The following is a 13,498-nucleotide window of genomic DNA, read 5'->3' as shown; positions in this document are numbered from 1 at the left end:
ATACTTTAATAGTTTGTTGAATTCTCCAGTTATAAATCAATATTGAGCAGGCACCCCAGCTCCTGATAGAGAATCTCTGTAGGCTGATATTCTTTGCTTTGCTGGGCAAGGGTTTTCAACTGAGACCAGTCCGCGCGATTCGTCAATTCTTTAAAAAGCCGCAGCACTTCTGCATCATTCTTTCTGCGAGAAACCAACCCCACCTGAGCCAGCTCAGCACGAACGGCATTGTCAAACTGGTCATAATCCTGCGGCAAAATGAGACTGGGAATCTCGTACTCAATACAGGCCATCATGATACCCGTCCCTGCGTGGTGAATGGCAAAATCTATCTTGTCCAAAATATCTGTATAGGGCAGATAATCAAAGAGCAGCAGGTTTTCAGCAAGTCTCTTCGGAGCATTTCCCAAGCCACTAGCTTCACCTAAGGTGACATAAAAGAGATAATCTGGGTAGAGTTGGCTTAGCTTTTTCGCCCGCTCCACCATACGCTCCTTCTCCCATTTCAAATGCGTACCGCAAGTCACTAAAACCCGCTTCTTTTCGGTCTCAAAATAAGACTCATGAGCTGCAGGCAGGCGATCAAAGGACAGGCATTTGTAACCAACCCAGCGAAGCTGCTTAGGAAAATCATCTCGAAACTCCAGCTCTTTCATGCCCAAAGCCAAGATAGAGTATGGCGAATAAATAGCTTCTGTACCATCTTCCCGATAGAGTTTAAAATCTTGATAGTCTCCCAAACTCTTCCGGACTAAAGCAAAGGCCATTTTCTTTCCACAACGAATAGCTTGCCTGCCTAAGGCATCTCTGAATTTGTACAAGACACCCTGATGAGGTTTCCATCCTCCCAAATAGGTCGGAGTTGTCGTCCGGCACTCAATAGCAACCGGACTCGGAATCGTTGTTATCCAGGGAATGCCAAAGCGATCAGAAATCAGGCTCGCTGGCGAAGCAACAAAGTCCGCTATGACCAAATCCGGTTTGCCGCCCTCTTTCCAAATTCGATTTAATTCGTCTATAACTTCTGGAATTAGTCTAGAATTGGCCCGAAACTGCTGATAGGTAATCAGGGGATTGCTTTGTTGCGGGGTGTTGGCGATGTCCTCCATCACTGTCGGTCTTTCTGGAAAGAGAGCCAGACAGTCAAAACCGATTTCCTCTACTAACTCTTTCTTTTGGCAGCCAGTGATAACCCGAATCTGAAAACGTGGATCCGCTAGCAGAGGCTTGACTAAGGTCAAAGTAGGCAGCAAATGCCCACTAAATGGCACACTAATCACATCAATCTTTATCACTTTTTCTAATCCAGTCATAAACTAATCCTTTCACATCTTCCCTGTATTCATAATCAAAATGGTTGCTATCCACCATCACATCAGCTGGATGGCCATCTAAAAATCTGCTGTAAATATCCTTCCTGCCCTTGATGACCAGCAAGTCAATATCCTTGCGATTTAGGATCCTCCGTGAAACAGGCCCCAGCGCAATCACTCTCAGTCTGTACGGCAGATTTTCCTCACCCAAGCCCTCTAGCCACTGGGTCAGCATATTGAGTCCCGAGCTTTTGCAGATAATGACAGCCTCCTCAGCATCCAGTAAAGGAGACAAGTGATGCTGTAAAGCCTCCTGAAAGCGAAGATTGCAGAGAGTATGCCAATAGTAACGGATATTGGAAATGGATGCTGTCAACAAGGTAACTTGGGTTTGTCGCTCATGCTCAAATACCTGGTTAAACGGAAAATTGCTAGCCACCACTGAGAAATCCGGTGGACAAATCTGCTCAAGAAACTCAAGCTGTCCTGCAGTTAGACTAGCGCTCTCCAAATGACTGCTGCCACTTAGAAAAAGCAAGACTTTGCTGGATTTCAACATGGTTTGGTCTGGCGACAGTGCCTCCAACTTATCCAAGTACTGCTTCATCTTACTCATAGCGGATTTTCCCATCCGTCACTCGAATCTTCCTTCCCCGCCAGTTAATCAAGGGCGGACTAAGTAAGACATAGAGGAAAAGCCAAGGCAAGACTAGATCATTCAGCACCTCGTAGAACACTTCATCAGGATACGGCCGAGCAGTTAGGATAAGACGACGATAAGCCAGCATCCAAACCGCCTTGACCAAGAGTAAAAGCAAAGCCAGCAGCACAAAAGGCCAGCCAAGAAAGAAAGCAATGAGCAAGGCAGGAAGGGGCAGAAAACTAGGCAGAGTAATTAAAATAATAACCTTCCAGTCCAAGTGCTCCTTCAGATAGATAGAGCTAAAAAGCAGCCAACGCTTCATCTGCAGCAAATATTGCTTGGCATCCTTGATGGTAGTCCGGACATTGCAGGTCACCCGCGTCTGGATAATCTCCACTCCCTTGCTGCGCAGAAAATCAGCTACAGCCAAATCATCACATAGATAGTCTTTAATGGCACTGAAGAGCTTCTGCTCCCTAGCCAGTTCAAGTGGCAGAATGTAAAACATTCCATTAATCGAGTAGTTAGCTTTGACTTCTGCCATGGTAAAGTAGGTAATGAAAGAATTTCCATTGACAAAAGCTGCCACTAGCTTAGACCAGAAATTACTTCGCTCCTGATTATAGGGAATGCCGGTCAAAATAATATTCTCACCCAAATAATCTGTCAATTCTCCCATTTTTGAAAAATCAATGACACTGTCGTCGTCGAGAACAATCAGATATGGCCGGGTCAGCTCATCTATAATCTGCTCAATCTTATAACTCTTAGGATTAATCCCCTGTGGGACATCCTCCATGAGAAAAACGCGAATGCGCTGAGCATAAGAAGGATTTTGACAAATCTTGTCAGCCACTCGCTGCGCCTCTGGGTCAGACTGATCAATTAGCCAGTAAAACTCAACTGCTTCAGTCTGTTGGAGATTGGCTAGCAAGTCATTTTCCAAACGAGGGTCACCAGATAGGATGGGCTGGACCACCGTATAAAGCTCCTCTTGAAAGTCTGATGAAGAGCTCTGCCCTTTTTTCAAATAAGTCAAAGACAAGAGCCAACGCAAGACAAAGAGAAGCAGGTAAGCAGCAGTCAGCAGGAAAAAAATAAGTTTCATGATTAAAGCCCCTTTCGTAGATAAGCGCCAATCAAACGGATAATCCATCTTTGTGGAAGTAACTTCATGAGCCAAGCCAGTAGTCGATATCTCTTGCCCACTATAGCATAGGAACGGCCTTGCTGGAGCAGTCCGGTGATGCGTCGTGCTGCTATCTCCGGGCTCATTTGCAACTGACTTCCACCTAAAGCATTCTGTAACTCTGGAGGAAAGATGGCAGTCCGAACCGGTCCCAGTATATAAAGACAAACTCTCATTTCAGAGCCTTTGAGGCGCAGCTCTTCTTGCAAGGCTAGACAGTAAGTCTGCAAAGCGGCCTTACTGGCGCTGTAAGCTGCCAGATAAGGATGGGGACAAAGTGCCGCTAGTGATGAAAGCTGGACAAGCCTTACCTTGCAATTACGCTCCGCAACTTGCTTGATCAGACGAATCGGTGCTTGGTAATTGACCTGCCAGAGGGCAGCTTCATCAGCTTCTGAAAGAGATAGCGCTGGACCAAAATTCGCCACACCGCAGCAATTAATCAGTAGATCTGCCTCTAGCTGCTGAGCAAAATCGTCCACAGCAGCCGCATCCAGCAAATCCAAAACTCTGCAGGAAAGCTTAGCTCTAACTCCAGACAAGTCCTCTTGCAACTGAGTGAGCTTAGCTTCATCTCTGCCAACCAAGACCAGCTGGTCTGTCCTTTGAGCCAGTTCTCTAGCCAACTGACGACCTATACCTCCCGAAGCCCCCAAAATCACAGCTTTGCTGATTGTTTTTTCCATTTGCATAGATATAGTTTACCAGATTTTGACAAGATATAAAACTAATTGCTAGATTTTGCCTTTGTCTACAAGAGATGAAAAACATTTCTCACTCTCTCCTGAATATGCTAAAATAGACTTAAATGAAATGAAAAAGGAGCATTTATGAAATATCCTAAACTTTTAGATCGTTTCCTGACGTATGTCAAGGTCAACACGCGCTCAGACGAGACATCTACTACTACACCCAGCACCCTGAGTCAGGTGGACTTTGCCAAAAATGTCCTCATCCCTGAGATGAAGCGGGTTGGCTTGGAAAATGTCTACTACCTGCCCAACGGATTTGCAATTGGGACTCTGCCAGCCAACGACCCTAGCTTTACCCGCAAGATTGGCTTTATTTCCCACATGGATACGGCGGATTTCAACGCGGAAAACATCCAGCCGCAGGTCATCGAGAATTATGATGGCGGTGTGATTCCGCTTGGCCAGTCTGGCTTTAACTTAGATCCTGCGGACTTCGCCAGTCTCCATAAATACAAGGGCCAAACCTTAATTACGACTGATGGAACCACTCTTTTGGGAGCAGACGATAAGTCAGGTATTGCTGAAATCATGACGGCTATCGAATACCTGTCTGCCCATCCAGAAATCAAGCACGGAGAAATCCGAGTTGGCTTCGGTCCAGATGAAGAAATCGGTATCGGTGCTGATAAGTTTGACGCAGAAGACTTTGATGTAGACTTTGCCTACACAGTAGATGGCGGCCCTCTAGGAGAACTCCAGTACGAAACCTTTAGCGCCGCTGGAGCAGAACTGACCTTCCAAGGCCGCAATGTCCATCCGGGAACTGCTAAAGATCAGATGGTCAATGCTCTGCAATTGGCTATTGACTTTCACAACCAACTGCCAGAAGCCGACCGACCAGAGAAGACTGAGGGCTACCAAGGCTTCTACCACCTGATGAACCTGACCGGGACTGTCGAAGAAGCTCAAGCAAGCTACATTGTCCGTGACTTTGAGACAGAGGCTTTTGAAAATCGCAAAGCTGCTATGCAGGCTATTGCTGACAAGATGAACCAAGAGCTAGGCAGCGAGCGCGTTATCCTGACTCTCAAGGACCAGTATTACAACATGAAGCAGGTCATTGAAAAGGACATGACACCTATCCATATCGCCAAAGCAGTCATGGAAAGTCTGGACATCCAGCCTATTATCGAGCCTATCCGTGGCGGAACTGATGGCTCTAAAATTTCCTTTATGGGCATCCCGACTCCCAACCTCTTTGCCGGCGGCGAAAACATGCACGGCCGCTTCGAATATGTCAGCCTAGAAACCATGGAACGCGCTGTTGATACCATCATCGGCATTGTTTCCTATCAAGAGTAAAAAAAGAAACCACAGAAGTTCACGAGGAATTTCTGTGGTTTTTTGTGATTTGTAGAGAATAATATATTCGGATAATTTAAACACTTTACTCCTAAACATTGACTTTCTTCAAATGTATAATTGAATAATCTCATTTTAATATTCCTCTCCAAGCAACGGTCAAATCATTCCAATAATAAGCATACCTTGCCAATCCTTATTATTTTCTCTGTTTATTTTAACACAATATCAATCAAATAAGTATAGGCTTGTGAAAATCAAAAACGAATGATGGTATTAGACTTGGCTTGGTCTTCATCATTCGTTTTATTCTTGTTTTACATCAAAATGTAAGCTTAGCTAATCTGAACAGTTTTCAGCTGGCCGTCAGCTCCTGTAAAGCTGATGCTTCTGGTTGCTGGATTATAGCTGAAAGCCTCTGGGCTGACACCGTAGAGCTGAGAAAGCTCCTCCAATTTCTGGTTGAATGCTTCCTCTGTCATGCCAAAACTCGCTGCTAAGCTTGATTGCACAGCTGGATTTGCAGTTGTCGAAGCTTCTGCCGGCTTATCAGATTGGTTTTGAGCTGCTTCTCTAGTGGCAGATTCGGAAGGTAGATTGCCAGTTTGCGCAGTTTCTGGAGCACTGCTGCTTGCTGGCTGACCAGAAGTAGGCTGTTCAGCCTGTGCTTTCAGGAAGCCTTTTTGCACCGCATGGGCATCTGCTGCTTGACGTTCAGCTTCTGACAAGTCCTTCTTGTAGATATAATGCTCGTGATCCAGATGGGCTACCCGATAGCCTTGCTCATCCGCTCCGACCATATCCTGAAGATTAAAATGATAGCCATCATCGTCCCTATGCTGAGAATCAGAGTCGCTTGCCCCCTCAGGATGGACGAGTGACTGCTGGAAGGCCAAGATTTCCTTGAGCAGCTCTTTCTTGTCAGTAGCTCTCTGTCCAAGCTTATCAAAAAGCTGGTCTAGCTGCTGGTATTGCTGCTCACTTCCTTGATTCTTTTCCAAATACTGATGAATAGACATGAGCAGATTATAAAGCTGTTGATAAACTTCTTGATTTTCCGCATTAGTTGGCTCTTCCTTTTGTCCGGCAATGGTCCGGCTCATCTGATCCAAAAGCTTCTGACTGGCTGCCAGCAGAGCTTGCTTATCTGAGCTGCTGCTCTTTAACTCCTTACCTAATTCCAAGATTCTAGCTGCATAGTCTGCCCGGCTGTTTTGGTCCTTTACTTCTCCAAGCAGTTCCTGAGCTTTTCCAAGGAAGACAAGGGCTTGAGCACTCTTCTCACTCTCATTCGAGGTGCCAAAATCATCATAAATACCCTTCAAAAAGTCATAAATCATGGCCTTATAGGTTGGCTGATCGGGCTCTCCCTGATCCAACTCTGTCTTTTCAGAGGACGGAGAAGGCTGACCGCTAGCAAGGGCCGATGCAATCTCTTTCTTAGTCTGATAGAGGGCGGGGAAAAGCTGCTGGAGATTGGTCGCTTCTATAAAAGCTTGAGACTTATAGAGAGTCAAGGTCAGCCCAGCTGCTTTTCTGCGCAGCTCAGGGCTCAAGCGCCCATCCTCTAATGCTTGGTAGAAATAGCGAATATAATCAACCGCTGTGACGCCTGTCCGATCATGATAATCTTCTAAAGCTGATAGTAATTGTCCTAGCTCTGCCATTTCAGCTTGATTCTGGCCGGCATAAGCATTTTGCAGACGCTGCAGCAAGTCAGCTTTCTTCAGCCCATAGCTATCTGTGTCAAGTCGGTTCATTCTCTCCAAAAGCCCTTGATAGGTCTTGTCTAGCTCGGTCTCTTGGATTGGCTTGACCGTCTGATCCACATGGATAAACTGCTTATCAAAGTTATCCAGACTGCTCAGATAGCCAGCTGTTGAGTTGCTAGGCAGCTTCTTCATGGTTTCCACAAACTGCCCCAAAGCCAGCTCAATCCGCCGCTGCATAAGAGGATCATCGGCATAGAGACGCTGACTGTCCGCTTTTAGGCTTTCTACTTTTTGCAAAACAGCAGCCTCATCATAATCGCCCTGCTCATACTTAGATTGAATCTGAGGCAGACGATTTTTCAAGGCTTCTGCTGCGCCCTTGGACTGGATCTTGATATAGTGGTTATGGTCGCCATGAGGAATCACAAATTGACCATCCTCTACCTGCAGACTGTAAGGCGAAAGACCTGAGCGCAAGGCTGTTGTGTAGAGCTCATTCATGAAGTCCAGCTCTGCATTGCCCGTTACTAAAGGAATGCGAACATGCTCCTTGCGGACAGCATAGGGGTGGATATGAGTCGGATCATAGGCTTGGTCAGGGTTATTAAAGACAAAGAAGCCATTTGAGATGCGAACCGCTTCCTTGGGAACGCCATAGGTTTGGCAGATATAAGCAATCTTTTCCTCATCGCTGGCATCGCGTGAATAGCGTTCAGCGTCATTGACTGCTGCTGACGGTTTTACTGGTTGCTGCTTGGCCAAGACCTTCTCAGCTGCTTGAATCTGTTCAGCAGTCAAGTCTTTCTTGTAAAAATAATGAGCATGGTCTCCATGCGATACCATATAGCCTTGGTCGTCCTTGCCAATAACAGCCTCCGCATGAAAACCATGGTCGTGCTCAGGCTTTGACGGTAGCTGAGGCTTCAAAGCTTGCAGTGGATTGCCTAGCGGCTCGTAAGTATAGCCAATAGGAATCAAGCGGGCAATCTTCGCTTCCAAGTCTGACAGCTTGTCATAAGGAATGAAATGATGGTGGTCTCCGTGGGGTATAACGACCCCTTTGTCTGTCCGACGGCTGATTTTCAGCGGGTCAAACACCACGCCGTCCCCTTCATGATAACGCTGAGACTGAGGCAGGGCATAGAGTTGCTGCAGCAGACTTGGCAAGGATGGCTGAGATGATTGAGACGGCTGAAGCGGATTAGACGGATTCGGCTGAGTAACCACTAAGCCCGGACTTGACTGCTCAATCTTTGAATGATTTGGTAGCTGTGGAGACGGATTTGAGACTGATCCACCCTGATTGCCAGCACTATTTTGATTCCATGTGTTAGAAGATACTATCGGCCTACCGTAGTTAGGCGGATTCACCCGTCCGCCGGCCTGCCTGCTATTCCAGTAGCTCTGAGCCGCAGCCAATTCTGCTGGTGACAGGTCGCTCTTAGGAATGTAGTGAAAATGCCCGCCATGTGGCACGATAAAAGCATCGCCAGTATCTTCGATGATATCAGACGGACTAAACGTATAACCATCATCCGTCCTATATCCCCCTTGGCCTTGGTAAGAAACTCCTGCAAGGTCTGCTGCCGTCTTTCCCGCAGCGAGGGACTTGCTGGGCTGGCTGAAATCGCGAGTCTTGCTTGATTTTGTTGCGGAAGATTTGCCACTATCGCCTTCTTCCTTGGTCTTATGCAGCTTCTTCTGCCGAGCAATCTCATCTACCGAGCGGACATTGCTGGTATGTTTTGCATCCTTGAGGTAGAGATAATACTTCCCCTCCACCTTAATGATATAACCATCCTTGACCTCATTAACAATATCTGCTTGCTGCAGCGTGTAGTTAGGATCTCGGATAATCAACTCTTCGCTGATAATGGCATCAAAAGGCACCTTTCCATCAAAGTAATGATAATGGTCTCCATGGGAAGTGACATAGCCCTGATCTGTGATTTTCACGACGATTTGCTCTGCTTCAATACCTTCCTCATCATTGATTTGGTCAGATGTCAAATTTTTATCCGTCTTGTCACCCGAAGTCTTGTCCTCAATATAGGCTACTTTGTTATCTTTGGTCTGAGTTCGAGGTTGAGCTTGCCATTGGATAAGCCCATAAGTTCCGACGCCGAGAGCTAATACAGCTGCTGAAACAAGGAAATATTTCTTTTTCATGGTTGTCTTTTATCCTTTCAAATCTTTAGCTAAAACAGCTAGATTCTTTTCTAAATTTTCCAAATAAGATAGTTGGTTGGCTGGGTCTGCTTCCAGAGGATTCAGCTCCTTGATTTGTACACCGGTCGCCTTGACCAAGGTTTGAGGCACTTTGGAAGAAGCATTGCTTTCCACAAAAATGGTCTTCACCTTGTGCTCCTTGACAAAGTCTTCTATCTCTGTCAGCTGGCGCGGACTAGGCTCCTGCTCTGGTGAAATACCAGCAATGCCCAACTGGGTCAGCCCGAAGCGCTTGGCTAGATAAGAAAAGGCTGTATGCTGGGTGACAAAAGTCTTGTTGGGCACTTTATCAAAAATATCCTGATAGCGTTCTGTCAGCTCCTTGGCCTCTTCTTGAAATTTTCGGGCATTGGCCTGATAAGTATCCCGATGGTCACTATCCAGCTCCGACAGCCTGTCAGCGATAATCTGGGCCTCCTCCGCAGCCTTCTGAGGATCCAACCAGGTATGAGGGTCATAGAGCGTCTTCTCATCCACTCCCTCTCCTGCTTGGACATCTTCCAAGCCAGCGACTCGATCCAGCTCCATTCCCTGGGAAGCCTCAAGGACTTGAACCTTGGAATTCTTGAGACTAGGATTCAGCTCGCCAGCCCAAGACTCCAAGGTCCGTGAATGATAAACAAAGACATCTGCATCATAGATGGCTGCCACATCATTGGCTGAAGGCTCAAAATCATGAATGCCGCTGCTAGACTGAATCATGCGCACATCATTCAGATCGCCCGATATAGCCTTGACCATAGAGTAGATAGGATAAAAGCTGGTTACAATCCTCAATCCTTGCGAGGGACTGGATTCCTTTTGAGACTGACAAGCCCAGAGACACAAGGCCAGGGCCAGCAGGCTAAGGCAAGCTGAGAATTTTAAAGCGCGTTTCATAATATCTCCTTAACTTATTATTAACCGGTTTATTAACTGGTTAATATCATACACTTTGTCAACTTCTTTGTCAAGTTTTTTAAGAAAATAAAGAAAAAAGGAAGTAGGATTCATTCCCACTTCCACTTTGCTTTTAATTTAATATATTTTAAAGGTTATTTATTATGACTATTCAAGGACAGAATAAGCTTGGACAGATGCTTCTCTCAAGCTTAACTGTATGAGATTACTTTTCCGATTTGGATACCGTCAAACGACAATCTGGAACACAAAAATCTTGCTCTATATCGCCTCTGTAGTGAAACTACGGCTTTCCAGCACCTTCAGCATGGCATCAGCTGTGTCCAAGGCTGTGAAGAGTGGTACTCCATGCTCAATAGCTGAGCTGCGGATAATTTGGCCATGCTTATCTGCTGTCCGCTTGGTTCCGACTGTGTTGATAATAGCCTGAACCTTACCCTTGCGGATATAGGCTGGAATGTCTTTGTCATCATCACTGCCGATTTTTTCCACCAGACGGACGTGTAGACCATGATTTTCAAAATAAGAGGCTGTTCCCTCGGTTGCCCAGATACCATAGCCAATATTGGCAAAACGTTGAGCCAGCTGCAAGGCTTCTTTCTTGCTATCGCCTGCAATAGTAAAGACGATATTTCCAAAGTTTGGCAGATGGAGATAGGAAGCCTCAAAAGCCTTGTAGAGAGCTTTCTCGAGTGTGCGGTCGCTGCCCATGACTTCGCCGGTAGACTTCATTTCAGGTCCCAAAAGACTGTCAACCTTCGCCAGCTTGGTAAAGGAGAAGACTGGCGCCTTGATATGAACCATGGAACTTTCTGGATGAAGACCGTCTTCATAGCCCAGCTCCGCCAAGCTTTCCCCAAGAATCAAACGAGTCGCTACTTGCGCCATCGGAATATCAGTCACCTTGGACAAGAAAGGAACAGTCCGGCTGGCCCGTGGATTGACCTCAATGACATAGACCTGCTCATCTTTGATGACGAACTGAATATTCATCATACCGATACAGTTGAGTCCCAGAGCCAAACGCTTGGTATAGTCTGCAATGGTATCCTTAACTTTCTGCGATAGGGTTTGTGGCGGATAGGCCGCCATGGAATCTCCTGAGTGAACTCCTGCCCGCTCGATATGCTCCATAATCCCAGAAATCAAGACATGACGACCATCAGAAATGGCATCCACTTCGCACTCATCCCCGACAATGTAAGAATCGACCAAAACCGGATGGTCTGGACTTGCCTTAACCGCTGTCCGCATATAAGAGCGTAGATCCGCTTCGTTTTCTACGATTTCCATGGCACGGCCACCCAAGACATAGGAAGGCCGAACCAGAACAGGGAAGCCAATCTTACGAGCGGCCTCTACTGCCTCCTCTTCATTAGTAGCCGTCTGACCCAGCGGTTGCGGAATATCCAGTTCTTTCAGAGCTTGCTCAAAGAGATCCCGATCCTCAGCCCGATCCAAGTCCGCTACTTGGGTACCTAAAATCTTAACACCAGCCTTGGACAGTGGCTCTGCGAGATTAATGGCTGTCTGCCCACCAAACTGAACGATAACCCCTTTAGGCTGCTCCAGCTCAATGACATTCATGACATCTTCAAAGGTCAGCGGCTCAAAGTAGAGCTTGTCAGAGACAGAAAAGTCAGTCGATACAGTCTCCGGATTGCTGTTCATGATAATTGCTTCATAACCAGCTGCCTGAATGGCCTTTACAGAATGAACAGTCGCATAGTCAAACTCCACTCCCTGCCCAATTCGGATAGGACCAGAACCCAGCACCAGAACAGATTCCTTGCTGGATTTGACAGATTCATTTTCAAAGCCATAGGTAGAGTAGAAATAAGGCGTCGCGGACTCGAACTCAGCAGCACAGGTATCGACCATCTTGTAAACCGGCACAATCTTCTGCTCCTGCCGGATGCGACGCACCTGCTCAGCTGTCATACCCCACAAGGCAGCAATCTTAGTATCCGCAAAGCCATTTTGCTTGGCTTTCTTAAGCACATAGCTATCTCCGATATGACTGGCCAGTTCCTGCTCGATTTCGTAAATATGGAGCAGCTTATCCAGGAAAAAGACATCAATCTTGGTCAGTTCAGCAATTTCATCAGGACTGTAACCACGGCGAATAGCCTCTGAGATATAGAAAATCCGGTCGTCTTGCGCCTTGACAATCTTCCTCATCAGCTCGTCATCGCTTACTTGCCTGAGAGCAGGCAGCTCGTTGTGGTCCACACCAACTTCCAAAGAACGGCAGGCCTTGAGCAGACTCTCCTCAATATTGCGGCCGATAGCCATGACTTCGCCTGTCGCCTTCATCTGGGTTCCCAGACGGCGCTCACCCTGCTCAAATTTATCAAATGGAAAGCGTGGAATTTTAGCTACCACATAGTCCAGAGCTGGCTCAAACATAGCATAGGTAGAACCTGTCACCGGATTGATGATTTCATCCAATGTAAGTCCGACTGCAATCTTCGCCGCCAGCTTGGCAATCGGATAACCAGTCGCCTTAGAGGCTAAGGCTGACGAGCGGGAAACCCGTGGATTGACTTCAATGACATAGTACTTAAAGCTATGCGGATCCAGAGCCAGCTGCACATTACAGCCGCCCTCAATCTTCAGCGCTCGGATAATCTTGAGACTGGCGTCCCGCAGCATCTGGTATTCATAGTCTGAGATGGTCTGACTAGGTGCAAAAACGATAGAATCACCTGTGTGGATGCCGACTGGATCAAAGTTTTCCATATTACATACGACCAGCGCATTGTCGGCACCATCTCGCATAACTTCGTATTCGATTTCCTTAAAGCCCGCTATAGAACGCTCGATCAGACACTGGGTAACCGGAGAGAGTTTGAGGCCGTTTTCTGCGATTTCCTGCAGCTCTTCCTCATTGCTACAGATACCGCCGCCAGTTCCTCCCAGTGTAAACGCAGGACGGACAATGACTGGATAGCCGATGCCAGCCGCGAATTCAAGCGCTTCATCCACAGTATTGACAATTTCTGACTCAGGGATGGGCTGGCCAAGTTCTTCCATCAGCTGCTTGAAGAGATCCCGGTCTTCCGCTTGGTCAATGGCCGATAACTTGGTCCCTAAGAGTTCCACTCCCAGCTCTTCTAAAAGCCCTGACTTGGATAATTCCATGGCCATATTGAGTCCAGTCTGGCCGCCCAGAGTAGGCAAAAGAGCATCTGGCCGCTCCTTACGCAAAATCCGCGCAACAAACTCCAGCGTGATAGGCTCGATATAAACCCGATCCGCAATTTCCTTGTCCGTCATGATGGTCGCTGGGTTAGAATTAACCAAGACAACACTGTAGCCCTCTTCTTTCAAGGACAGGCAAGCCTGGGTTCCTGCATAGTCAAACTCCGCAGCCTGACCGATAACGATAGGACCAGAACCGATGACCATAATTTTCTGAATATCTTTACGTTTTGGCATAGTGCACCTCTCAATCT

General features: G+C 46.9%; 8 protein-coding genes. 1 reads left to right on the top strand and 7 read right to left on the bottom strand.

Annotation, left to right across the window (positions count from 1 at the left end; genetic code table 11):
• Window positions 1–29: 29 nt before the first annotated feature.
• The 4 genes from HMPREF1150_RS07650 to HMPREF1150_RS07665 are packed head-to-tail and all read right to left on the bottom strand — an operon-like array spanning window position 30 to window position 3,837.
• Complete coding sequence (locus tag HMPREF1150_RS07650) at window positions 30–1,313, bottom strand: glycosyltransferase (RefSeq protein ID WP_009659484.1); 1,284 nt, start codon at window positions 1,311–1,313, stop codon at window positions 30–32.
• A complete protein-coding gene (locus HMPREF1150_RS07655; protein ID WP_009659492.1) occupies window positions 1,282–1,929 on the bottom strand; it encodes a hypothetical protein in 648 nt (215 codons plus the stop codon). Before HMPREF1150_RS07655 ends, HMPREF1150_RS07650 begins: the two co-directional genes overlap by 32 nt.
• The gene (locus HMPREF1150_RS07660; protein WP_009659485.1) at window positions 1,922–3,064 is read right to left on the bottom strand and encodes a glycosyltransferase; all 1,143 of its coding nucleotides are present in this window, start codon (window positions 3,062–3,064) and stop codon (window positions 1,922–1,924) included. Before HMPREF1150_RS07660 ends, HMPREF1150_RS07655 begins: the two co-directional genes overlap by 8 nt.
• Before the next feature lie 2 nt (window positions 3,065–3,066).
• Window positions 3,067–3,837, bottom strand: a complete 771-nt coding sequence (locus HMPREF1150_RS07665) for an SDR family oxidoreductase (RefSeq protein ID WP_009659496.1) — start codon at window positions 3,835–3,837, stop codon at window positions 3,067–3,069.
• 138 nt (window positions 3,838–3,975) lie between these two features.
• On the opposite strand from HMPREF1150_RS07665, the gene pepT reads away from it, so the two are divergent.
• The gene (pepT, locus tag HMPREF1150_RS07670) at window positions 3,976–5,199 is read left to right on the top strand and encodes a peptidase T (protein WP_009659518.1); all 1,224 of its coding nucleotides are present in this window, start codon (window positions 3,976–3,978) and stop codon (window positions 5,197–5,199) included.
• Window positions 5,200–5,534: 335 nt separating this feature from the next.
• Here pepT and HMPREF1150_RS07675 read toward each other — a convergent pair whose 3' ends face one another.
• The 3 genes from HMPREF1150_RS07675 to carB all read right to left on the bottom strand — a co-directional run bounded on the left by HMPREF1150_RS07675 (window position 5,535) and on the right by carB (window position 13,481).
• A complete protein-coding gene (locus tag HMPREF1150_RS07675) occupies window positions 5,535–9,080 on the bottom strand; it encodes a pneumococcal-type histidine triad protein (RefSeq protein WP_009659488.1) in 3,546 nt (1,181 codons plus the stop codon).
• A gap of 9 nt (window positions 9,081–9,089) precedes the next feature.
• On the bottom strand, window positions 9,090–10,019 hold the full coding sequence (locus tag HMPREF1150_RS07680; RefSeq protein ID WP_009659507.1) for a metal ABC transporter solute-binding protein, Zn/Mn family: 930 nt from the start codon (window positions 10,017–10,019) through the stop codon (window positions 9,090–9,092).
• A 282-nt stretch (window positions 10,020–10,301) separates the two neighbouring features.
• Window positions 10,302–13,481, bottom strand: coding sequence for a carbamoyl-phosphate synthase large subunit (carB, locus tag HMPREF1150_RS07685; protein WP_009659517.1), 3,180 nt, complete (start codon window positions 13,479–13,481; stop codon window positions 10,302–10,304).
• Window positions 13,482–13,498 lie beyond the last annotated feature (17 nt).

Source organism: Streptococcus sp. AS14, assembly GCF_000286495.1.
In the GTDB taxonomy this organism is placed as follows: Bacteria; Bacillota; Bacilli; order Lactobacillales; family Streptococcaceae; genus Streptococcus; species Streptococcus sanguinis_P.
The sequence above is the reverse complement of the archived record's forward strand: the minus strand, read 5'-3'. Positions and strand labels throughout refer to the sequence as shown.

Bases quoted from the DNA above. Each gene is read 5' to 3' on its own strand.
- HMPREF1150_RS07650 (WP_009659484.1), bottom strand. From the start codon at position 1,313: ATGACTGGATTAGAAAAAGTGATAAAGATTGATGTGATTAGTGTGCCA.
- HMPREF1150_RS07655 (WP_009659492.1), bottom strand. From the start codon at position 1,929: ATGAGTAAGATGAAGCAGTACTTGGATAAGTTGGAGGCACTGTCGCCA.
- HMPREF1150_RS07660 (WP_009659485.1), bottom strand. From the start codon at position 3,064: ATGAAACTTATTTTTTTCCTGCTGACTGCTGCTTACCTGCTTCTCTTT.
- HMPREF1150_RS07665 (WP_009659496.1), bottom strand. From the start codon at position 3,837: ATGCAAATGGAAAAAACAATCAGCAAAGCTGTGATTTTGGGGGCTTCG.
- pepT (WP_009659518.1), top strand. From the start codon at position 3,976: ATGAAATATCCTAAACTTTTAGATCGTTTCCTGACGTATGTCAAGGTC.
- HMPREF1150_RS07675 (WP_009659488.1), bottom strand. From the start codon at position 9,080: ATGAAAAAGAAATATTTCCTTGTTTCAGCAGCTGTATTAGCTCTCGGC.
- HMPREF1150_RS07680 (WP_009659507.1), bottom strand. From the start codon at position 10,019: ATGAAACGCGCTTTAAAATTCTCAGCTTGCCTTAGCCTGCTGGCCCTG.
- carB (WP_009659517.1), bottom strand. From the start codon at position 13,481: ATGCCAAAACGTAAAGATATTCAGAAAATTATGGTCATCGGTTCTGGT.